The organism is Sodaliphilus pleomorphus (assembly GCF_009676955.1).
In the GTDB taxonomy this organism is placed as follows: Bacteria; Bacteroidota; Bacteroidia; order Bacteroidales; family Muribaculaceae; genus Sodaliphilus; species Sodaliphilus pleomorphus.
Genome location: NZ_CP045696.1, coordinates 1,108,630 through 1,130,440, shown reverse-complemented (window position 1 = coordinate 1,130,440; position 21,811 = coordinate 1,108,630). Strand labels below are relative to the sequence as shown.

18 protein-coding genes are annotated in these 21,811 nt (G+C 51.6%); 10 read left to right on the top strand and 8 right to left on the bottom strand.

The features are described from left to right. Window positions 1-103 precede the first annotated feature (103 nt). From GF423_RS04580 to GF423_RS04565, 4 genes are read right to left on the bottom strand one after another with little or no spacing between them, the layout of a single operon-like run. On the bottom strand, window positions 104-2,194 hold the full coding sequence (locus tag GF423_RS04580; RefSeq protein WP_154327261.1) for a type IA DNA topoisomerase: 2,091 nt from the start codon (window positions 2,192-2,194) through the stop codon (window positions 104-106). Between the two features lie 53 nt (window positions 2,195-2,247). Further along, complete coding sequence (locus GF423_RS04575; protein ID WP_154327260.1) at window positions 2,248-3,837, bottom strand: DUF3945 domain-containing protein; 1,590 nt, start codon at window positions 3,835-3,837, stop codon at window positions 2,248-2,250. Between the two features lie 20 nt (window positions 3,838-3,857). Continuing rightward, window positions 3,858-4,208, bottom strand: coding sequence for a helix-turn-helix domain-containing protein (locus GF423_RS04570; protein WP_154327259.1), 351 nt, complete (start codon window positions 4,206-4,208; stop codon window positions 3,858-3,860). Window positions 4,209-4,211: 3 nt separating this feature from the next. Further along, window positions 4,212-4,571 (bottom strand): helix-turn-helix domain-containing protein, encoded by a 360-nt coding sequence (locus GF423_RS04565; RefSeq protein ID WP_235911539.1) that lies wholly within the window; start codon window positions 4,569-4,571, stop codon window positions 4,212-4,214. 201 nt (window positions 4,572-4,772) lie between these two features. Between GF423_RS04565 and GF423_RS04560 the strand changes: the two genes are divergently transcribed. The 5 genes from GF423_RS04560 (at window position 4,773) to GF423_RS04540 (ending at window position 8,896) form a co-directional block, all read left to right on the top strand. Next, entirely contained in the window at window positions 4,773-5,072 is a 300-nt protein-coding gene (locus tag GF423_RS04560; RefSeq protein ID WP_458773653.1) for a helix-turn-helix domain-containing protein, read from the top strand. Between the two features lie 31 nt (window positions 5,073-5,103). Then, window positions 5,104-5,409: a helix-turn-helix domain-containing protein gene (locus GF423_RS04555; RefSeq protein WP_154327258.1), complete on the top strand. Its 306-nt coding sequence runs from the start codon at window positions 5,104-5,106 to the stop codon at window positions 5,407-5,409. Window positions 5,410-5,600: 191 nt separating this feature from the next. Further along, window positions 5,601-5,804, top strand: coding sequence for a helix-turn-helix transcriptional regulator (locus GF423_RS04550; protein WP_154327257.1), 204 nt, complete (start codon window positions 5,601-5,603; stop codon window positions 5,802-5,804). A 52-nt stretch (window positions 5,805-5,856) separates the two neighbouring features. Beyond that, a complete protein-coding gene (locus tag GF423_RS04545) occupies window positions 5,857-6,798 on the top strand; it encodes a HamA C-terminal domain-containing protein (protein ID WP_002561007.1) in 942 nt (313 codons plus the stop codon). Further along, complete coding sequence (locus GF423_RS04540; protein ID WP_154327256.1) at window positions 6,782-8,896, top strand: DEAD/DEAH box helicase; 2,115 nt, start codon at window positions 6,782-6,784, stop codon at window positions 8,894-8,896. Before GF423_RS04545 ends, GF423_RS04540 begins: the two co-directional genes overlap by 17 nt. A gap of 111 nt (window positions 8,897-9,007) precedes the next feature. Here GF423_RS04540 and GF423_RS04535 read toward each other — a convergent pair whose 3' ends face one another. Together GF423_RS04535 and GF423_RS04530 are read right to left on the bottom strand one after the other, a co-directional pair. Next, window positions 9,008-9,370 (bottom strand): RhuM protein, encoded by a 363-nt coding sequence (locus GF423_RS04535; RefSeq protein WP_032564064.1) that lies wholly within the window; start codon window positions 9,368-9,370, stop codon window positions 9,008-9,010. A 12-nt stretch (window positions 9,371-9,382) separates the two neighbouring features. Further along, complete coding sequence (locus tag GF423_RS04530) at window positions 9,383-10,618, bottom strand: site-specific integrase (RefSeq protein WP_154328978.1); 1,236 nt, start codon at window positions 10,616-10,618, stop codon at window positions 9,383-9,385. A 370-nt stretch (window positions 10,619-10,988) separates the two neighbouring features. Between GF423_RS04530 and GF423_RS04525 the strand changes: the two genes are divergently transcribed. Continuing rightward, window positions 10,989-12,767 (top strand): aminopeptidase P family protein, encoded by a 1,779-nt coding sequence (locus GF423_RS04525; protein ID WP_154327255.1) that lies wholly within the window; start codon window positions 10,989-10,991, stop codon window positions 12,765-12,767. Window positions 12,768-12,866: 99 nt separating this feature from the next. Continuing rightward, window positions 12,867-13,418: a gamma carbonic anhydrase family protein gene (locus GF423_RS04520; RefSeq protein WP_154327254.1), complete on the top strand. Its 552-nt coding sequence runs from the start codon at window positions 12,867-12,869 to the stop codon at window positions 13,416-13,418. Between the two features lie 122 nt (window positions 13,419-13,540). Here GF423_RS04520 and GF423_RS04515 read toward each other — a convergent pair whose 3' ends face one another. Then, window positions 13,541-15,034, bottom strand: coding sequence for an alkaline phosphatase family protein (locus tag GF423_RS04515; RefSeq protein WP_235911541.1), 1,494 nt, complete (start codon window positions 15,032-15,034; stop codon window positions 13,541-13,543). Window positions 15,035-15,246: 212 nt separating this feature from the next. On the opposite strand from GF423_RS04515, the gene GF423_RS04510 reads away from it, so the two are divergent. Beyond that, the gene (locus tag GF423_RS04510; RefSeq protein ID WP_154327253.1) at window positions 15,247-15,696 is read left to right on the top strand and encodes a hypothetical protein; all 450 of its coding nucleotides are present in this window, start codon (window positions 15,247-15,249) and stop codon (window positions 15,694-15,696) included. A 226-nt stretch (window positions 15,697-15,922) separates the two neighbouring features. Here GF423_RS04510 and GF423_RS04505 read toward each other — a convergent pair whose 3' ends face one another. After that, entirely contained in the window at window positions 15,923-16,948 is a 1,026-nt protein-coding gene (locus GF423_RS04505) for a LacI family DNA-binding transcriptional regulator (RefSeq protein WP_154327252.1), read from the bottom strand. 470 nt (window positions 16,949-17,418) lie between these two features. Between GF423_RS04505 and GF423_RS04500 the strand changes: the two genes are divergently transcribed. Next, complete coding sequence (locus tag GF423_RS04500) at window positions 17,419-18,366, top strand: IS30 family transposase (RefSeq protein WP_154326857.1); 948 nt, start codon at window positions 17,419-17,421, stop codon at window positions 18,364-18,366. A 314-nt stretch (window positions 18,367-18,680) separates the two neighbouring features. Beyond that, on the top strand, window positions 18,681-21,794 hold the full coding sequence (locus tag GF423_RS04495; protein ID WP_154327251.1) for a SusC/RagA family TonB-linked outer membrane protein: 3,114 nt from the start codon (window positions 18,681-18,683) through the stop codon (window positions 21,792-21,794). The last annotated feature ends 17 nt before the right edge of the window (window positions 21,795-21,811 follow it).

The window sequence follows — 21,811 nt, the reverse complement described above, 5'->3', positions numbered from 1 at the left end:
AGGCACTCGGTATCCCTCCGAGTGCCACCACTAAGTCCAAAGTATGAGTGTAATCCGGTATCGAAGAACAGTTCATTACTCTGAATCAGTGGCAAAGTTAATATTATTTCTTCCGTCCTGAAAATTTCTTGGTCGTTTTCCTTTCGGGGAACACGAAAGTCGTGTTGTAGTCCCCGTCAAAGGCAACCACGGCATCGAAACTCTTGCCCTGCTTGCTCTTGAAACCTTTGAGCAGTTTCGTGTGTCCGTCGGTGAGCAGGTCTTTGATCTCGTCATCGGTGAGGGTACGGTTTGCCTTCAGGCGGAACACGGGCAGCCCGCACTCCGCGTTGTCGCAGCGGACGACCTTGCCGTAGAACTGCATACTGCCCGTTCCGCACTTGGGACACTTGCAGCCGGAATCCCTGCGGGCGAACAGTTTGTCGCACGAGAGCAGTTCGGAGGTAATTTCCCGCGTGTACGCCTCTATCTCCTTGTGGAAGGTATCGGCAGGAAGTTCCCCGCGCTCAATGCGTGCCAGCTCCTTTTCCCATTCGCCCGTCATGGCAACGTCGGCGATGCGCATTGTCTTCACGACCGAGTAGAGGGCAAGCCCCTTTTCGGTGGGTACAAGCGACTTCTTGCAGCGTTCCATGTATCCCCGTTTGAAAAGCGTTTCGATAATCGCTGCACGGGTAGCAGGCGTGCCAATGCCGCAGTCCTTCAAAGCCTGACGCAGCGCATCGTCCTCAATCTCCTTGCCTGCCGTTTCCATAGCGGACAGCAGGGTGGCTTCGGTATGCAGCGGTTTGGGCTTGGTCTTTCCCTCTGTGATGGAGGCGGCTTTCAGTGTCAGCGTGTCGCCTTCCTGCCAGCCGGGGAGGATGGTTTCCTCTTTCTCTTCCTCGCCATAGACGGCACGCCACCCGGCTTGTTTGATGATGCTGCCTTTTGCCACGAACTCCGCTCCGGCACACTCCGCCGTAACAGAGGCTGTGTCTTTGACGCATTTTTCAGAGAAAGCCTCAATCATGCGTCCGGCAATCATCTGATAGACGATACTATCTTCTTTGGAGAGGAACAGCGGTTTCTCGCCCGTGACGAGCAAGGCATGGTGGTCTGTTACCTTGCCGCCGTCCACGCTGCGGCGTGTCGGCACTGCCTTCTGATTGACTTTTTCTTTCCATTCGGGCAGATTGCCGATAAAGGCAAGGAATTTGGGTATTTCTGCAAACACGTCTTCGGGGATGTAACGACTCCCGGTTCTCGGATAGGTGATAAGTTTCTTCTCGTAGAGCTTCTGCGCGATTTCAAGCGTCTGCTCTGCCGTGAAGCCGTGCTTGGCGTTGGCTTCCTTCTGGAGCGTGGTCAGGTCGTACAGAAGCGGAGTGTCCTCCGTCTTCTCCTTACGTTCTGCTTTCGTGACAGTAGCTGTGCCTGTTTCCTTTATCTTATTATATAGTTCCGTCGCCGGCTCTTTCTCTTTCCATTTCTCGGAAGAAGAGAATTTCACCACTTCGCCGTTGCCTCCGTCGGCAGCGATATGGAGCTGCCAGAAGGCTTCGGGTGTGAAACGGCGGTTCTCCCAATAGCGAGCGCATACCATCGCCAGCGTGGGCGTCTGCACCCGTCCGACGGAATATGTGCCGTGTCCGGCGGCGATGGAGAGTGCCTGCGTGCCGTTGATGCCCACGAGCCAGTCTGATTCGCTACGTGCTTTGGCGGCAAGATAGAGGTTGTCGTATTTGCCGCCCGCTTCGAGGTTTCGCAGTCCCTCGCGGATAGCCTTGTCGGTAAGCGAGCTTATCCAGAGGCGGACGAACGGGGTGGTGCATCCGGTATAATGGTAGAGGTAGCGGAAGATAAGCTCACCCTCGCGTCCGGCATCGGTCGCCACGATGATCTGTTCGCTTTCCTTGAATAGCCGGGTGACGGTTTTAATCTGAGCCACCACGCCGCTGTCGGGCTTGTAGCCCTTCTCCGTCTTTACCTGACGGGGGACGAGCGTGAAGGTGTCGGGGATGACGGGCAGGTTGTCACGGACAAAGCCGCGTATGCCGTAACCGTCGGGCATGGCAAGCTGCACGAGGTGTCCGAACGCCCATGTCACGGCGTAGCCGCCTCCCTCGAAATATCCTTCCTCTCTCTTTGTCGCGCCCACGATGCGGGCGATTTCTCTTGCCACGGATGGCTTTTCTGCAATGATTGTCTTCATGCTGATTACTTTTTATGAGTTATTACTTTGGATTTAGTGGCGGACACGGGATGTTACATCTTCATGCCCTTATTGTTTCTCTTCTGAGGCTTCTCTTGCTGCTTTTGCTGTTTGTCGTCTTTCGGGGCGGTCTGTCCCTTCTGTAAAGGTTCTTTCAGGTTCTTGGTCGCCTCGTTGGTCTTGCCTTCGCTGTTCACAGCCACCTGTGTACGGCTCTCGTTGGACGGGGCTACCTTCTGCGCATTGTCGGGGTTGGTGTCATAGCGGTATGGGCGTCCCTTCTCCGGGTTGAACTTGATGTACATCGTGGCGTGGAAGCCTTGCTTGTCGGTCACGTTCTCCAATTTGATGGTTTTGCCTGCCACATAGTCGGCTTTCTGCTGCTCCGTGAAATTCACACCGCTCCATTTGCTGATGGGACGGATGCTGCCGTCGGCGTTCGTCCACGTGTTGTGGCGTTGCTCTTTCTGTGGGGCTGCGGAGTTTTCCATGCCTTGCGCTTGTCCCTGTGTTTGATTGTTCTTGGCTTCCTGCGTCTGGGCGGTACGGGGTGACCTGCCGGTTCCCGGTACGAACTCCACGCCTCGCTGCTCGACGTTCACTTGAAGAGTGGTGACGAACTTCCTGCCGTCGTTGCGTTCGATGAGTTTGTCGCGCACGGGCAATCCGGCACGCAGCATATCCTGCTCCTGCTTGGTGATTTCCGTCTTTCCGATGCGCTCCGGTATGCGCACCTTGTTTGCGGGAATGTCCGTGATTTCATTTGTCTTGCGGTCTATGCTGATGAACGAGGGGATGATTTCACCCGTTTCCCTGTCCACGATGTCCACAACCCTGCCGAGGTTGCCCGTTTCGCGCAGGTTTTTACGGTCTTCGTCGGAGAACTTATGTTCCTTGTACTCGTCAAGTTTCTGTTCCTTGCGGATGAAGTGCGGCACGAGGCTGACATTGCCCTCACTATCCTTCTTGAAGGAGAGGCGGGCATCCAACTCGAAAGCCTCGCCGCCGAACTTGGGTGACACCTTCACCAAGTCGGACTTGCCGTAGTTGAGCATCTTGGTAAGGTCGCCGGACTTTTCAAGGTCGGCACGTTTCACGCCCCATTTCTCTTCCAGCTCCTGCCAGTTGATTTTGCTCTCGTCAATGGGCTGGTAGCCCCGTCTGCCTTGCGTCTGTTGTTGCGAGCTTTCCTGCTTCTTTTCCATTTCTTCCTGTTTTTGGTTTTCTTTGGGCTGCTCTTCCTGCTTTTGTTCCGTCTGCTCCGTCTTTCCGGCGGTCTGTTCTTCCTTCACCTGCTTTTCGTAGCCGGAAGTGTCCACCTTGTGGGGCGCAAGCAGTTCCTTGTTGGCTTCGGGGTCTTTCAGCAGGTCTTTCATCACCTCCATCAGTTTGTCAGCTTGGTCTGCCGCGACACGGTAGAAACCGAAGCGGCTGGGTTCCTTGCACTGCCGGAAGAAGTTTTTGAAGAAGTTGTCCAGCACATCGCCGTGGCGGTCGAATTGCAGGAAACTCTGCGCGTTCTCCGCTTTCGCGGGGGTACGCTTGGGGGAACCGTCTGCATCCAGCCCGGCTACCACGCTGATTTCGCCCGTCTTTTCGTCACGGACTATCAGCACGTCCTTTTCACTTTTTTTCTTTGCCATTTGAAAAATGTTTTAATGGGTTATTTTTGAAAGAAATTATGGATACGAGCCTTGTAGAAGGCTATATCTTCTTTTTTGAAGTCCTTTACGTGTCCGGAAAGGAACGTCAGCACGTCCTCCTCGCTGTAATAGGTCTTTTTACCGAGCGTCTTATACGGCAACGCGCCGATACTGCGGTAGCGTTGCAAGGTACGCTTGCTGATCTGGAGCAGCATACAGAGGTCTTGGTTGTCGAACATCCTGATACGTTCCATCGGATTCGGGGCTTTGCCGGACGGTTGCAAGGAGAGTAGCAGTTCGTCCTGACGGTCGAGCCGTTCAATCAGTTTCTGCATCCAGCTCTCGAAATTGTTTCGGGTAAGCAGTTCCATACGTCACGTCCTCCTTCCTTTGGGTTTGCCGCCTCCCGTGCGCAGCGTATGGTTGCGTTTCATTTCCGTCGGTGTCGCCGCGTCTTCCATGACGGTGCAGTCCGCAAGCAGGCGGTCGATTTCAGACTGGCGGTAGCGGCACTTGCCGCGCAGCACCACATAGCCGATGCGATGCTCGCTGCGCATACGCTGGAGGGTGCGGGTACTCACGTTCAACAGGTGCGCCGCCTCACGGGTGGTGAGCAACCTGTCTGTGGATTTTTCCTTTCTTTCGCCGGAAACGGCACGCACGTGTGCCGCTATCTCGGCTATCTGTTCCGTCAATGCGGTGAAGACGGAACTTTCCATCATTATTACTTTCATATTCAGTCCTTTCTTTTGGTTTCTGCGGCAAAATTCGGCAATAAACAAAAGGGGCTTTAACAGCTCACTACGTGTCTCACGTAAGATTTTTATCAGAAATGGCTCCGTAACCCGGACAGTTGGCGCAATATACAGCCTTTCAGCGGGAAACGATATGCGTTCATGAGGATGGCGTTACCTTTGCGGCAAACCTGAAATGTTTTGAATATGGAAATTGTATCTATCGAGAAAAAGACCTTCGAGATGATGTTGGCGTCCTTCAATGCCCTCTCGGAGAAGGTTGCCGCCCTGAAGCGCAAGAACGACGGAGGGCGGCTGGAAAGATGGCTCACGGGCGAGGAAGTCTGCGGGCAGTTGAGAATCAGCCCGCGCACGTTGCAGACGTTACGCGACAAGCGGCTTATCGGCTACTCGCAGATAAACCGCAGGTTCTATTACAAGCAGGAAGAAGTCAAGAGGCTGATTCCGCTTATCGGTACGCTCTATCCCGGCGGCAGATAATCTTGTTATTAACCTACTAAATCCCAAAGTTATGATGAACGAGAACAACGACGTTTTTACGATGGAAGACGAGCCGATAGCCTCTGTGGTGCAGGATATGCACAAAGGCTCTAAATGGCTGTCCGCATTTCTGGAAAGTTACCGTCCTCCGCTGGACGGGGAACGTTACCTGACGGACGGCGAGGTGGCGGAACTGCTCCGCGTGAGCCGGCGCACCTTGCAGGAATACCGCAACAACCGTGTGTTGCCCTTCATACCTTTGGGAGGGAAGGTGCTTTACCCGGAAACGGGGCTACGCGAGGTACTGGAAGCGAACTACCGCAAGCCGCTGGAGTAAGGCGGTTGCATGAAAAAGTAAACGGGCGACACCTTTTGTGGTGCTGCCCGTTTACTTTCTATATACTTGGGTGTTTTAATGACCTTAAAACCAGTTTTTTTGATTGATCCAACCAATTTCTATCGTTAGAAATTCATATAGTTAATAAAAAGTTGTAACTTTGCATTTAACGCAATCTAAAATTAATTGTAATGGCAATTTTAAACAACATTAAAAATGTACTATCAGAAAAAGGAGTTATGAACAAATGGTTAGCAAAACAATTACATAAAGATCCTGCAACAGTATCTAAATGGTGTAATAATCATTCTCAACCTGATTTGTACACATTTGTTCGTATTGCAAATTTGCTTGATGTTGATGTTCATGAACTTATTTGTCATACAAAAAAATAGTATCTAAAGGAATATAGATGTTTCACCATTTTTAAGCATGTAAATAAAGTGTATGAGCAATAAAATTTGGAATTTTGATATATTAGTTGATGATTGTTTTGTTAATTTTAATACAAAAAAGCAAGAAATAAATCCAGATCATAATGACAGGTTATTATCAGTCGCTAATGGCTTTGAAGATGGCAGTTGGAGATATCGTCAATTCAAAGAATTTGTTTTCAGTAATATTGCAGAAACAGCTTTGTCTGCACAAGAACGAGAGAAATTAATAGATAATGATTACGGTAGGCTTATTGAGGCTGCCAAACATTTACGACTTGTTGACAAAGAGCAGAATGGAAAGGGAAGTGAAATAGCGGAAATTATTCTATATGGCATAATGAAGAACCATTATAAAGCCTTATCTGCAATACCTAAAATTTTTTATAAACAGAATGATAATGATAATGCAAAGGGCTCTGATTCTGTACACATTGTAATTGACCCAAATGGAGGCTTTCAACTTTGGTTAGGAGAAGCTAAATTTTATAATTCTCTTGAGGATGCGCGATTATACGAACCAATAAATTCAGTTGAACAAATGTTGCGCAAACCTATTATGAAAAAGGAATGCGGAATAATGACCAATCTCAATGAACTTGATAAACAAATTGAAAACCAAACATTACTTAAAAAGATAAAAGAATGTTTCGATGAGAATACTTCTATTGACGAAATAAAACCCAAACTACATATACCTATTCTTTTATTACATGAATGCCAGATAACAGCAAGTACTACTGAAATGAGTGATGAGTATAAAAATAGTATTATTTCTTTTCATAGAGATCGTGCTCATTCGTTTTTTAAGAAGCAGATCAACAAGCTTAGTTCTGTTCATAAATATTCGGAAATAAACTTTCATTTGATTCTTTTTCCTGTTCCTGATAAAACAAAAATAGTAAACTGGTTTATTTCACAAGCAAAAAATCTCAAAAATGATGCAGACGAATGATATATATAATACATGTTTAGATATAAGTAATGTTCTAAATGCTGGTGATATAAGTAATGCAAGATCCAAAGTAATTACATTACTTCATGAGATTAATGGTACTAACAATAATCCATATATGGAATTAGTCAACCATCTTATTCGTGAAGTGGGGCTTTTACCGTATATTGATACATATACTGCATCTTGGGAAGATCGGTTTGTATGTGAAGTTTTTAAAGTTAATATTGGAGAAAGAAAACCTTGTGTCTTACATACTGCTCAATCACAGGTATTAAAGAATTTATTAGAAGGGAAAAGCGTTGCGGTGAGTGCTCCTACAAGTTTTGGTAAAAGTTTTGTTATTGATGCATTTATTGCGATTAAACAACCAATTAATGTTGTAATATTAGTACCTACGGTTGCTCTTGCAGATGAAACAAGAAGACGAATTTGCCGAAAATTCTCTCATCAATATAAAATAATTACAACAACAGATGTAGAACTTGCGGAGAAAAACATATTAGTATTTCCGCAAGAAAGGGCTTTTGCCTATATAGATAAACTTCCTTCAATTGATATTCTAATCGTTGATGAGTTTTATAAGGCAAGTACAAATTTTGATCTTGAAAGAAGCTCCACTTTACTCAGTTCAATGGTAGAACTCGGAAAGAAAGCTAAACAAAGATATTATCTTGCCCCAAATATCCATGAAATAGAAGAAAATGTATTCACTGAAGGGATGACATTTCTGCGTATGGATTTTAAGACCGTTGTAACGCATGCATGGCGGTTATATAAAAGCAGACCAAAGAATGAAGATAAACAGAGTTTTAAGACACGTAAACTTATTGAATTAATAAATACAGGTATAGGTAAAGCTTTGATATATACCGGCACATATAAGGGAATTGAAGAAGTAACAACAATTCTTAACAGAAATTTATATAATAAAGACTCTGAACTGCTTGCTAATTTTTCTGATTGGCTGGAATACAATTATGGAGAAAAGTATATTCTTAAAGATTTAGTCAAACATGGTATTGGTATTCATAATGGTCAGCTACATCGTTCTCTTAGTCAAATTCAAATAAAACTATTTGAAGAACAGAATGGGTTAGATTATTTGGTATCGACCTCGTCTATAATTGAAGGAGTAAATACTCAAGCAGAGAGTGTCGTTTTATGGTCAAATAAGAACGGGGCTCATAAGATTGATTATTTTACCTTTCGCAACATCATTGGACGCGCAGGCAGAATGTTTCGTTATTTTGTAGGTCGTGTCTATATGCTTGAAGAGCCACCAAGTCAAGAAAATACTAAATTGAGATTAGAGTTTCCTGATGATGTAGTAAAAAAACTTGATGGAAATGATCCCGGTATAAAATTGAATAATGAACAATATGTAAAAATTCAACGATATCAAGATGAAATGATAGAACTTCTTGGAATGGATATTTGGCATAGAATTGAAAGAATACCACAAATCAGAAGTTGCAAACCATCAATGTTAAAGATAATTGCGGAAAAATTGAAAAATGATTCCAATTGGCCAACAAATTGCGATGCTTTACAAAACAATAATACATGGGAATGGAGGGAAGCTTTAGGAGATATCATAGAAATTTTGGAATATCATCGAAAAGGACATTTACGGTATTATGCATGTGCATGTAGTAATGGATGGAAAATGACTATAAAAGAGCTATATAACACAGTAAAAGATTATGGTATTACATATGAGGATATATTTACATTTGAAAGATATGTATCCTTTAATCTCTCATCTATTATTGCGGTAATTAATATTATACGTCAAGAACTTTATCCTAATTCCTCAAATATCGCCAATTTTGTATATAAAGCATCAAATGCCTTTTTACCTAAAATTGTATTCCAACTTGAAGAATACGGATTACCGAGGATGATTAGTAAAAAGATACAAAATGCAGGTCTTATAAATCTTGAAGACGATTCTAAAGAGATTACAATCGTTATACAGGAGTTTAACACGATAGGAATTGAATACCTTGAACAAAAAATACCTAATCTCCATTCATTTGACAAATATATATTAAAACATTTTATGAACGGAATCCGTTGCATAACGACAAATTAAAAGAATTAAATAATAGCCATATTATTACCTCTATATTTTTTGAGATATGATATGGCTATTTAGATAAGAATCCATATAGAAATTCTTTCGTATAATTTTCATTTGATATCTTCAGCAGTATGCGGTTTTTCCGTTCTGTATGAACATCACGTATGTCTGCCGCTTCTCTTGTGAGAGAACCTTCCCTACCAGCCACATGCGGAACAGGTAGGTGTTGTAGGTGTTCAGCCGAAAAGCAATCGGAATGATGATTTCAGGCGCGTACACATCCGCGTACAGCCCGTTTTCAAGCTGCATGTAGCGGCACACCTCGTAGTCGTTCAGCACGTCCGACTTGCGGACGGCTTTGATGGCGGCGTTCACTGCCGGGACGGTCGTATGGAACAGTCCGGCTATTTCGGTGGCGGTCATCCACACATCGTTACCGGTTACGCTGACCGCCTTGTCCTCTATGATGATTATGTCACGTTTCATGGCTCCTCTTTTTTAGATGGTGCAACCTGCAAATTCCTCGACGTTGTTTAACCTTGCGGCAAGGTTCTCCATGTCCTGATTGAGTTTTTCTTTGGTTATCTTCGCGTAAATCTGCGTCGTCTTTATGCTCTTGTGTCCCAGTATGGAACTGACCGTTTCGATGGGTACGCCGTTGGAGAGGAACACCGTCGTGGCTGCCGTGTGGCGGCTTTGATGCCATGTAATATGCTTGGTGATACCGCAACGCTTGGCGACGGCACGGATTCCGGCAAGGCACGTGTTGTAGTGGGGTACAGGGAAAATCCTGCCGTTTTCGCACAGCCCACGGTATTTGTCGATGATGCGCTTCGCTATGTCAAGCATACGGATGTTAGACACCACCCCCGTCTTCTGGCGGTTGATGTTTATCCACTCGTGTTCGTCGAAATAGGTGCGGATATTCTCTTCCGTGAGGTTGCGCATATCCGAGAACGACAGCCCGGTGAACACACAGAACAGGTAGAGGTCACGGTACAATTCCTGTTTGGCGTTTTTCAGTTTCCCCTCCATCAGCAGGCGTATTTCGTCTTTGGTCAGGAAACTGCGTGTCGTTTCCTCCTTCTTGATTTCATACTCGCGAAACGGGTCGCGTGTCAGCCACTCATTGTTGATGGCGATGAACACCATCGTCCGTAGCGGGCAGACATACAGCCAGATGGTATTGGTACAGCAGTGCTTGTCCGTGCGCAGGAACATCTCGAAGTCGGAGATGAAAGCCGGGGTAAGCTCTTTCAGGGCGATGTCCTTCACATGGTAGCGAATGCTAAGGAACTCTTGCAGGTGCTTGTAAACGGTGCGGTACTTCAACAGCGTGCCTTTGGCTTTCATGCCTGCCTCCACCTGTTTCTCGTAGTCCTCGTTATGCTGGCGGAACACCTGCATCAGCGTGTGGTAGCGGTGTTCTAGTCCAAGAAAAGCGTTTTTCACCTTTTCAGCAGAGACGAAGTTGTCACGCTCCATGATTTCCTGATAGTGCCTGTTGATGCGTACCCGCATCTTGTCAAGCATACGGTTCGTTTCGAGTGCCGCCGCGCTTCTGCCCGTGACACGCCCCCCTTTGGTGTCCCACAATTTCGGATCGACAGTTAGCTTGCAGCTGAACTGCGTCTGGCTTCCGTCCACCGTGATACGTCCCATGACGGGAACTGTCCCGTCTTTTTTCACTACCTGACGCTTGAGGTAGTAGATTACTGAAAATGTACTCTTCATCGTCCTTAATTTTTTTGGTTTCAAAATTAGTTGGTGAAGAGTCCGGTGTCGGTACGCAAAACAGGGAGGAACGGAGCAATCTTTTTCCGTAACCAAATTTTTCGCGTGAGTTGTCGGTAGCTCACTATACTTTAGTATCTTGTTTCGCCATCCGTACCCGTTTGTCGCATTATCGGGCATGGTTACGAACAAGTAACGTTGCGGCGTCAGGATTTGGCTTCGGCAGGGATTGTAATGGCTTCACGAATTTTCGCCACTTCAACTAAAACCCTTGTAACTCAATTCTATCACTATATCTTTCCGCATTTCACTTTTTTGTAGTAACTTTGTATCTGATACCTGTAAATAACAACAACATTATATTGCACCAATGAGTAAAGACACTTATCAACACCTTGAGGAACTGCGCCAGTACATGCGCGGCAAGCATGTGGATGCCGTGATCATACCTGGCACCGACCCTCACCAGAGCGAATACACTTGCGACTATTGGAAATATAGGGAATACCTCACCGGCTTCACGGGCGACAACGGCACGGCCGTGGTCACGCTCGACAAGGCCGGGCTGTGGACCGACTCGCGCTACTTCCTGCAAGCCCAGGAGCAACTGGCCGACAGCGGCTTTGTCATGTACAAGGAGCGCGTGCCTGGCGAGCCCACTGTGCACGAGTGGCTTGCCAGCGAGCTTGGCGAGGATGCGCTGGTGGCTATCGACGGGCGCATGTTCACCCTCGTCGAGGCCAATCGGCTCGAGAACTTCTGCGGCCAGAACGGCTTCATGCTGGCCACCGATTTTTTCCCCAGCGACGCGATATGGACTGGCCGGCCCGAGATGCCCTCGGGGCCTGCCAGCGTCTACCCTGTGGAGTATGACGGCGAGGACGTCGACAGCAAGATGGACCGCGTGATGCGCGCCGTGAAGGCTGCCGGCGCCGACGGCATGCTGGTCACGGCACTCGACGAGATTGCCTGGCTCTTCAACTTGCGCGGCACCGATGTAGCCTACACGCCTGTGGTGATGGCCTATGCCTTCATCACCAACCACGACCGTGTGCTCTTTATCGACCAGAACAAGGTGACCAAGCAGGTGAAAGACCACCTCAAGCAGCACGACGTGAAGGTGAAGGACTATGACGAGGTCGAGAAGTTTCTCTCGCACGTGAGCGAGCGCTTGACTGTCGCTCTCGACCCTCATCGCGTGAGCGACAGGCTGGGGCAGGCCCTGATGTGCTCCAAGCTTTACATTGCCTCGCCCATCATCGACCTCAAGGCGGTGAAAAACGAGGTGGAAATTGCCGGCTACCGCGAGGCCATGAAGGCCGACGGCGCTGCGCTGGTGCGTGCCTTCATGTGGATCGAGGCCAACGCTGCCCAGGGCATCACCGAGCTCGACGTCGACAACCGCCTACAGCAGGAGCGTGCCCGTTGCGAGCTTTACCGCGGCGACAGCTTCCACACCATAGCGGGCTACAAGGAGCACGGTGCCATCGTGCACTACGAGGCCAGCGAGCAGAGTGCCTCAACCCTTGCGCCCGACGGGCTGCTGCTCGTCGACACAGGCGGCCAGTACCTGAATGGCACTACCGACATCACCCGCACCATCACGCTGGGCAATGTCACTGCCCAGCAGCGGCACGACTACACACTTGTGCTCAAGGGACACCTGGCCCTGGCCCGTGCCGTGTTCCCCTACAACACCTATGGCAGCCAGCTCGACATTCTGGCCCATGGCCCGCTGTGGCAGGAAGGCCTGAACTACGGCCACGGCACCGGCCATGGGGTGGGGCACTTCCTGGGCTGTCACGAGGGACCCTTCCAGATACGCATGAACTATATCCCCGCTCCCTTGCGCCTGGGCGAGGTCACCAGCGACGAGCCCGGGCTGTACAAGACGGGCGAGTATGGCATACGCATCGAGAACCTGCTGCTTGTGGTGCCGGCCATGAGCAATGAGGACTACGGCGACTTCTACAAGTTTGAGGTGCTCACCTTGATGCCCTACGACACCCGGCTCATCGACAAGTCGATGCTCAGCCCCGAGGAGGTGAAGCAAGTGAACGACTACCATGCCCGCGTGCTTGCCGAGCTGGGTCCGCTGCTCAGCCCCGAGGAACAGCAGTGGCTGGCTGCCAAGACGCAGGCTATCTAAAAAAAGAATACTGCCGTGGCGGCTGCTGAGCATCCCGGCAATGTGAAAAAATGAAATACAATTATTATTAAAAACAAGAAATTCTACAATATATATAATATGGCAATTATCAAGAGCATTCAAGGCAAGGAGCGCGACAACGGCAAGTTGTTCACTCCCAAAATGGGCAAGGGTTGCTTCCTGGCCGACAACGCCGCCGTGATAGGCGACGTGACAATGGGCGACGAGTGCAGCATCTGGTATGGTGCTGTGCTGCGTGGCGATGTCAACACCATCAAGCTGGGCAACCGCGTCAACATTCAGGACAACAGCACCATCCACACGCTCTATGAGAAGAGCGTGACCGTGATAGGCAACGACGTGAGCGTGGGCCACAATGTGGTCATTCACGGCGCCACCATCCACGACATGGCCCTCATAGGCATGGGCAGCGTCATTCTCGACAATGCCGAGATAGGCGAGGGGGCCATCGTCGCTGCCGGCAGCGTGGTGCTGGGTGGCACTAAGGTGGGCGCCCACGAGCTGTGGGCCGGCGCCCCGGCCAAGTTCAAGAAGAAGGTCGACCCGGCGCAGGCACGCGAGATGAACATCAAGATTGCCAAAAACTACTTGATGTACAGCACCTGGTATCCCCGCGACGACGAGAAGTGACCCGCGAGTGCCGTCGCAACGGCAAATACAGCTAAAAAAAAACGATGGCCTGCCGCCGCTCGCAAGCGTGGCAGGCCATTGCTGTGTGTGTGGCATGGGGCAGGACTGCTGGCAGCCCTTGGCTACTGGGTGATGGCTGTGATGGCCGTGCCCATGCAACCGCTGGGCATCTGGATGTGGAGCAGGGCGCACACCGTGGGGGCGATGTCGACCATGCCCGTGCGGGCAAAGGTCTCGCCATGGGCGATGCCCCAGCCCATGAAGACGAGCGGGATGTGGGTGTCGTCGGCGCTGGGCGTGCCGTGATTGGAGCCGTCGCCGCCGCTGCCGGCATAGTAGCCCGGCAGGGGTATGGCATAGAGCTGGCCGCTGCGCTTGGGGTAGTAGCCCCTTATGAGGCGCTCCTTGAGCGGCTGGGGTATCGAGGCAGCAGCCACGTTGTCGAGGTCGACCATGCGGTCGATGCCTTCCTGCGACTCAAAGCATTGCATGGCAGCCGCCACCACGGCCTGCCGGTCGAGACTGTGGCGGGCAATGGCCTCGTTGTTGACATAGATGCTGTACTCGTTGACCTCGGTAATGAGACTGTCGACGCCAAACTGCGCCTTGAGTGCACGGTTCACGGGCTTGATCATGCCCCACATGTCGAGTTGCCTGCCGGGCAGCTTGTGGACCGATGAATATTTCTCGTTGTTGGTACCCCCGTGGTCGGCCGTGAGAAACACGAGATAGTTGCCCCGTCCCACCTTCAGGTCGAGCTGGCCGAGCAGCCTGGCCAGCTGGCGGTCGAGCTCCAGGTAGCACGAGTCGACTCGCGGCGAGCGGGTGCCATACACGTGGGCGCTCATGTCGGTGGTCGACACGCTCAGGGTGAGCATGTCGGTGCGGTCGGCAGCCTGGCCCAGTTGCTCGCCGTCGACGGCGGCAAGAGCCATGTCGAAGCTGGCCGTCACGCCGCGCCAGCTGCCCCACAGGTCGCTGCGCAGCAGGGTAGCGTGGCTGCGGTTGAAACGGGTCACCCACGCGGGCAGTTGCTGCATGTAGTAGGTGCTGGTGATAAAGGCCGGCACGCTCTTGTCATACCAGTAGGCGGCATTGGCCGCATGGCCCGAGGGCAGGATGGCAGCGCGGTCCTTGAGCGATATGCCCACCACCTTGCTCTTGAAGTCGGTGGCCAGTCGCAGCTCGTCGCCCACGGTGGTCACCAGCAGGTTGCGTGGCGATCGCCTGCCCAGCGAGCTGGTAGTGCCCACACCGGCCTCGCTGTCGTCTTGCACGCTCGACACGGATTTGCCCCCTATGTGGTAGCTGTTGCCGGCGATGCCGCTCGAGGCTGGCGTGGCACCGGTGAAAATGGTTGAGTGCCCGCAGGCCGTGACGGTGGGCACATAGTCGACCATCGTGTTCTGGCAGGCAAAGCCCTCGCCCAGCAGGCGCGCAAAGCCGCCTCCGTCGTAGCGCTGCCCGTAGTAGTACATGTAGTCCCATCGCATCTGGTCGACCACGATGCCCACCACGAGCCGCGGCCGAGCGGGCTGCACAGTCTGTGCCATGGCCGTCGCTCCTGTGCACAGCAGTGCCAGGGCAGCGGCCCAAGTCTTGAGTGTAATTTTCATTTCGGTAATATATATATATGTTTTGTTGTATCTCTCTCAGTGCTCGTCGAGCGCGCCCGCTGCCGTGTGGGCGGGAGGGCTGCCGGGGCAACAAAAGTAATAATTTTTTGCCAAGATTTGTGCCGTTTCGTGCCCGTAAATCAATAAAAAATGTGTAACTTTGTGTCCATAGTTTCTGTTAGGAAGCTATTGACTTCTGAAACCATTGTGTTATGACATTATTAAGACCATTTAAATTCAAGCCGATCGCTCTCGAGGGAGGCCAAAGCGATCACGACGGCGTTGTGGCCTGCATCACGGGCGACGAGGTGGAAACTGCCGGCGACGATAAGGATCTCACAATAAACAAGCTTGTAGAAAAATACGGCGAGGACCTGCTGGGCCCCGCGCTCTATGCTGCTACAGGCGGGAAGAGTGCCATTGAGCTGGCCAAGCAGCCAGGCTACAAGCTGCAACACATCACGGTCGACGACAGCTACGACATGCCCATGCCTCGCCCGCACAACTTCAGGCTGCTCACGGTAGAGACGGGGCGCCTGGTGATGACCGACAACACCGGCCGCGAGACCAGCATAGAGCCGGGCGACCACATCTTCATTCCGGCGGCCACGTCGCTGGTTGTGCTCGACGGCTATGCCACGGTGAGAGTGGCGCTGCTGTGACAATCGTGTGCTCACGGGCTCGGTGCAGGCGGCAGCAGCAACCTCGTGCCAGGCGCGTGTGGCCGTGCTGTGGCTGGTCGCAGCGAGTGATTATGTATAGCACACACACATTATATCATTAAAGAATTTTTTTCAAGGCGGGCGACCTGCTGTGTCACACAACGGCAGGTCGCTCGCCTTGACTGTCTTTTCTTGGGGGCGATGGAACACACAGAGAGGGCAGCTTTCAGCGGGTAGTGCCTCTCACCACCAGGCGGGTCTTGACGATGCGCTTCACCGCGTGGTCGATGGGGTACTTGCCCTCGACCATGTCGATGAGCACATCGGCAGCCTCGCGGCCCACTTCCACGCCTCGCTGCTCCACTGTGGTGAGCTGGGGGTCGCAGGCCACGGCACGGTAGCCGTTGGTGAAACCGCATATCTGCAAGTCGCGGGGCACGTCGAGCCCCATGCGCTTGGCTGTGTAGAGCACGCCTATGGCCGTGTCGTCGTTGACGCAGAAGAAGCCGTCGGGCCGGTCTTTGCGAGCGAGCAGGCCCGGGGCGGTGCGCTCGGCCTCGTCGCGGTTGTCGCATATTTTCACCAGGCTCTCGTCGAGATTGAGGCCGCTGTGCACCAAGGCATCTTTGTAGCCGTTGTAGCGGTTCTTGCTTATCTCCATGTTCAGCGGCGAGCCGAAGAAGGCCACACGCCTGCATCCCCGCCCTATGAGATAGTTCACCGCCCGGTAGCTGCCCTGGTAGTCGTCGACCACCACGCGGCTGCAGTTGATACCGGCGCATATTCGGTCGTAGAACACAAGGGGCACGCCGTTGTCGATGAGATACTGGAAGTGGTCATATTTCTCGGTGTCCTTGGCCTGGCTCACGATGATGCCGCACACCTTGTTCTGGTAGAGCGAACTGCATATCTCCACCTCGCGCTCATATTTCTCGTTGCTTTGTGCCACAATGATGCGGTAGCCGCGCTCATAGGCCTGCTCCTCGATGCCGCTCAGCACCGACGAGAAGTAGTAGTGGGTGAACTGCGGGATGATCACGCCTATCACCTTGCCCGGGCCGAGCTTGCTGTGGCGCAGGGTGGCGGCAACAACGTTGGGGAAGTAGTTGTGCTCGCGGGCGAAGCGCTGTATCTTCTCGCGCTGCTCGCGGCTTATGCTGGGACTGTCTTTGAGCGCGCGCGACACTGTGGCCACCGACACGCCAAGCATCCTGGCTATGTCTTTCATCGTCATTTGCTGCTTCTCACTCATTGTATCTTTCTCTCCTCTGTGTTAGGTAAACTCGGTTGGTTATGATTGCTTTCATGCCCTTTTGGCGGTCTTGCCGGCAGTGGCAGCAGGCCGCCGCCTGTGCTTCATTTCTCTGCTTAGCGTCTTGACCTGCCTGAGCCACATGAGCCACAACACTGCCCCTGTAGGCGCCTCGGTGAAAAATTATAGGGCTGGATTGAAATGTCCAGCCCTATAACCCTTTTGTTGTGTTTTCACCTTTTGATATAGGTCAATTTGTTGTGGTTTATTTAGTTTAGTTAGCAATCCTGCTAATTCCAATTAGAAGTGCAAAACTCTGCGGTGCATTAAAACATGAAAAACACCGCGGAGGTTTGCCTTGCGGCTGGGGGCGCGAAGCCCCCAAAGAGCATTGGCGGATAACTTAAGCAATACAAAAAAAGAGGAGATCTTTCGTTCCCCTCCCTAAGATTAATTAATTTTGTATTGTGATGTATAAACAATTAACCTCGGAGCAAAGATACACAATAAGTGTGCTACTCCAAACGAAATTCTCACTTAGTTTCATAGCCGAGACTATTGGTGTGTCAGTAAGCACGGTTTCTCGTGAGCGAAGGCGTAATTCTAATGCTAAAGGCGTTTATGACGCACGTACGGCCGTATTGAAAGTCAAACGACGCAAGGCCAGGACACCTGGCAATCGCCGTATCGCTCCCTATGTACGCAGCCGTGTTTTTGAACTTATCCGTAAGGAGCAGTGGTCGCCGGAGGAAGTCGCCGGATGGCTTGGCAAGAAAGAGGGCATCACGGTGTCCAAGTCAACCATATACAACTGGATAGCGGCCCTTTCCCCACATTACGGGGACAACATCCGAAAGCACCTCAGGCATGGAGGCAGACCAAGGCAAAAGTCCTTGCTTACCACCAAGGCGCATATTCCCAACCGCCTCTCCATTGACGAAAGACCGGAAACGGACTATGGACAGACCATAGGAGACTGGGAGATGGACACCATCGTAGGAAAGGAAGGCAAAGGTGCCATCGTTACTCTGGTTGAGAGGAGGAGCTGCTTTATGCTCATGGAGAAACTCGATACGGGAAAGCAGGCCGTTCCACTGGCATATGCCGTGGTGAGACTCATACGGGAGAGCGGGTTGCCTGTAAGGTCGATAACGACAGACAACGGGCCGGAGTTTGCCGCACACGAAATCATTGCGAGGGAACTTAACACGAAAGTTTACTTCGCACATCCGTACTGCTCGTGGGAGAAGGGAGCTATCGAGAACATGAACGGGCTCATCAGGCAATATATTCCGAAGAAGACGGACTTTAGGGGAATTTCAAGGCTATATGTCAAGAGCATCATCGAAAAATTAAACAACAGGCCAAGAAAGAAAAACGGATTTCGAAAGCCCAAAGACATGATTAAAGAAAAATAGCGTAACTTTGCACTTGCTTCTGGAATCCGCCATCCAAGGCCAAAGGTAGAAAAAATATTTAATTCATGCAAACGATTGCGTAAATAATATCCAAAAATTTAAAAAACTACCACTGTCGATAGTGTGGGCAGAAGTGCAAACGTTTGCACAGAAAAATAAGGTTTTTGTCAGAAAAATAGAACGTTAAATAAAATGTAATGACCTAATTTTGCAGTGCTAATTAAGCTTTATGAGCTAATTGACCAAGATTTTATGTGTATATCAACTTAAACTTGAAATCTTTCACGTTTTAAACTTAAAATTTAATAAAAGTAATGAAGAAGCAGGTAAACATTAGAATCCCATTGCGGGTTCTTGCCCTCTTGATGGGATTGTTTCTTTCCATCGGAGCCTATGCACAGATTACTGTGAATGGTAATGTTAAGGATGCTCAAGGCGAGCCTGTGATCGGCGCCAGTGTGCGCGTCGTTGGCAACGCTACTCAGGGTGTAGCTACCGATCTCGACGGTAACTTCACACTTAGTAACGTGGCCCAGGGAGCCAAGCTCCAAATTTCCTCGGTGGGCTATGAGACCCTTACGGTCTCGGCTGCCCCCGACCTGGTGATCACTCTCAACGAGAACACACAATCGCTCAACGAGGTGGTGGTCATCGGTTACGGTGTCGCCAAGAAGAGCGACCTTACGGGTTCGGTAACGGCTATCAAGCCCGACACCAAAAACAGGGGTGTCGTGGTCAACGCCCAGGACTTGCTTGCCGGCAAGGTGGCCGGTGTGAGCGTGACCAGTCAGGGCGGTACTCCTGGCGGCAAGTCGACGATACGCATTCGCGGCGGCTCGTCGCTCAACGCCAGCAACGACCCTCTGGTCGTGATCGACGGTATCCCCATGGACAACAACGGCATCAAGGGCATGTCCAACGGCCTGTCTATGGTCAACCCTCTGGACATTGAGAGCTTCAACGTCTTGAAAGACGCCTCGGCAACCGCCATCTACGGTAGCCGCGGCAGCAACGGCGTCATCATCATCACTACCAAGAAGGGACGCCGCGGCCAGAAGCCCCAGGTGAGCTACAACGGCAGTGTCACCATGAGCGTGAAGCGCAAGACCATCGACGTGATGAGCGGCGACGAGTATCGCGACTATGTCAAGAAGGTGTACGACGGCTCCAGCCTCTACGACACGGCTGTGGGCCTGCTGGGTACTGCCAGCACCGACTGGCAGGACGAAATCCTGCGCACCGCCTGGTCGACCGACCACAACCTGCAGGTGAGCGGCTCGGTGGGCAAGTATCTGCCCTATCGCGTGAGCCTGGGCTACACGGGCGAGCAAGGTATCGTCAAGACTTCCGACTTCAAGCGCTACACCGTGAGCGCCAACCTCAACCCCTCGCTGCTCAACGACCACCTGGTGGTGAACTTGAACGCCAAGTGGATGTGGGGCAAGAACCACTATGCCGACGGCGGTGCCATAAGCAACGCCCTGCGCATAGATCCTACACAGCCCGTGAGCGTGGCCAGCGGCTTCGAGAACTTCAACAACTACTTTGAGTGGACCTCGTCCAACAGCGACCTGGGCGACAGCGCCTGGCCCGTGGTGACCAACACCAACGCCCCGCGCAACCCTGTGGCCATCCTCGAGCTTAAGAACGACCGCGCCCACAGCCACGACTTCAACGGCAGCGCCGATATCGACTACAAGGTGCACGGCTTTGAAGACCTGCGCCTGCACACCACAATAGGTGGCGACTTCTCGGGCGGCAAGCAGAACACCGACGTGCTTCCCGGTTGCCCGCAAGCCAGCTACTGGGGCAGCTACGGCTGGGCCAACGGCACCAAGGAGAACCTCACCTGGAGTGAGTATCTCCAGTACTACAAGGACTTCGACGACATGAACCACTTCGACATCATGGCCGGCCACGAGTGGCAGCACTTCTGGCGCAAGGAGAACTCCTACTATATCAATAAGTACCCCGACAACTCGGCACTCACTGCCACCGACGATGCCGGCAATGTCACCCCACTGGCTGGCACCACCCACATCGTGACCCTGCAAAACAGCGGCAAGGGCTACCGCACCGAGAACTACCTGGAGTCCTACTTCGGACGTATGCAGTACAACTATGCCGAGCGCTACTTCCTCACCTTCACCTTCCGTGCCGACGGCTCTTCGCGCTTCAACTGGCTCAAGGGCTTCGACAACCAGCAGTGGGGCTACTTCCCCAGCGCCGCTCTGGCCTGGGCCATCAACAAGGAGAGCTTCTTGAAGAACGCTACCGCACTGAGCGACCTCAAGCTGCGCTTGGGCTGGGGTAAGACCGGCCAGCAGGAAGGCATCAGCGACTACAGCTACTATGCCAACTATGCAATCAACACCGGCGTGCAGGGTTCGTTCTACGATATCACGGGCGACGGCACCATGGCCCGCCCCAATGCCTACAACCCCGCACTGAAGTGGGAGACTACCACCACGACCAACGTGGGTCTCGACTGGGGCCTGTGGAACCAGAAGCTGAGCGGCTCGATCGACTGGTACTACCGCAAGACCACCGACCTGATCAACTACACCAGCGTGGCTGCCATGAGCAACTTCCGCAACCAGACCTACCGCAACATAGGCAGCATGCGCAACACCGGTGTCGAGGCCAGCATCAGCTACAAGGCCATCAACACTGCCGACCTGCGCTGGAACATCGATTTCAACCTCACCTACAACAGCAACAAGATTACCGAGCTTGTGAGCACCGACCCCAACTTCTATGTTGAGACTGGCGGCATCTCGAGCGGTACCGGACAATATGTGCAGGCTCACGCCGTGGGTCACCCCATGAGCAGCTTCTATGTGTACCAGCAGGTGTATGACCAAAACGGCAAGACCGTCGAGGGCCAGTATGTAGACCGCAACGGCGACGGCGTCATCTCTGAGGCCGACCGCTACTTCTACAAGTCGCCCAATGCTCCCTGGCGCTTTGGCCTGGCTACCCGCCTGGAGTACAAGAATTGGGACCTGGGCATGAGCTTCCGTGCCAACCTGGGCAACTATGTGTACAACGACGCCATGGCCACCAACCGCAACGTGGGCACTACTTCGATGATGGAGCAAGTGTCGGGCAACTACCTGCAGAACCGTCCTGTGTACTGCATCGAAAACGGCTGGACGACCAACTCCACCGAGGGCGCACTGAGCGACTACTGGGTGCAGAACGCCTCGTTCCTCAAGTGTGACAACATCACCCTGGGCTACAGCTTTGCCAACCTGTTTAAGTGCGGCAACTACCAGGGCATAGGCGGCCGCTTCTATGTCACTGCAAGCAACGTGTTCACCATCACCAAGTACAAGGGCATCGATCCCGAGGTCGACGGTGGCATCGACAACCAGGTTTACCCACGCCCGTTCTCTCTGATTATGGGTCTGAGTTTAAGTTTCTAATCGTGCACACATTAATT

Bases quoted from the DNA above. Each gene is read 5' to 3' on its own strand.
- GF423_RS04575 (WP_154327260.1), bottom strand. From the start codon at position 3,837: ATGGCAAAGAAAAAAAGTGAAAAGGACGTGCTGATAGTCCGTGACGAA.
- GF423_RS04495 (WP_154327251.1), top strand. From the start codon at position 18,681: ATGAAGAAGCAGGTAAACATTAGAATCCCATTGCGGGTTCTTGCCCTC.
- GF423_RS04530 (WP_154328978.1), bottom strand. From the start codon at position 10,618: ATGAAGAGTACATTTTCAGTAATCTACTACCTCAAGCGTCAGGTAGTG.
- GF423_RS04555 (WP_154327258.1), top strand. From the start codon at position 5,104: ATGATGAACGAGAACAACGACGTTTTTACGATGGAAGACGAGCCGATA.
- GF423_RS04515 (WP_235911541.1), bottom strand. From the start codon at position 15,034: ATGAAAATTACACTCAAGACTTGGGCCGCTGCCCTGGCACTGCTGTGC.
- GF423_RS04525 (WP_154327255.1), top strand. From the start codon at position 10,989: ATGAGTAAAGACACTTATCAACACCTTGAGGAACTGCGCCAGTACATG.
- GF423_RS04550 (WP_154327257.1), top strand. From the start codon at position 5,601: ATGGCAATTTTAAACAACATTAAAAATGTACTATCAGAAAAAGGAGTT.
- GF423_RS04520 (WP_154327254.1), top strand. From the start codon at position 12,867: ATGGCAATTATCAAGAGCATTCAAGGCAAGGAGCGCGACAACGGCAAG.
- GF423_RS04565 (WP_235911539.1), bottom strand. From the start codon at position 4,571: ATGAAAGTAATAATGATGGAAAGTTCCGTCTTCACCGCATTGACGGAA.
- GF423_RS04545 (WP_002561007.1), top strand. From the start codon at position 5,857: ATGAGCAATAAAATTTGGAATTTTGATATATTAGTTGATGATTGTTTT.
- GF423_RS04580 (WP_154327261.1), bottom strand. From the start codon at position 2,194: ATGAAGACAATCATTGCAGAAAAGCCATCCGTGGCAAGAGAAATCGCC.
- GF423_RS04510 (WP_154327253.1), top strand. From the start codon at position 15,247: ATGACATTATTAAGACCATTTAAATTCAAGCCGATCGCTCTCGAGGGA.
- GF423_RS04570 (WP_154327259.1), bottom strand. From the start codon at position 4,208: ATGGAACTGCTTACCCGAAACAATTTCGAGAGCTGGATGCAGAAACTG.
- GF423_RS04540 (WP_154327256.1), top strand. From the start codon at position 6,782: ATGATGCAGACGAATGATATATATAATACATGTTTAGATATAAGTAAT.
- GF423_RS04500 (WP_154326857.1), top strand. From the start codon at position 17,419: ATGTATAAACAATTAACCTCGGAGCAAAGATACACAATAAGTGTGCTA.
- GF423_RS04505 (WP_154327252.1), bottom strand. From the start codon at position 16,948: ATGAGTGAGAAGCAGCAAATGACGATGAAAGACATAGCCAGGATGCTT.
- GF423_RS04535 (WP_032564064.1), bottom strand. From the start codon at position 9,370: ATGAAACGTGACATAATCATCATAGAGGACAAGGCGGTCAGCGTAACC.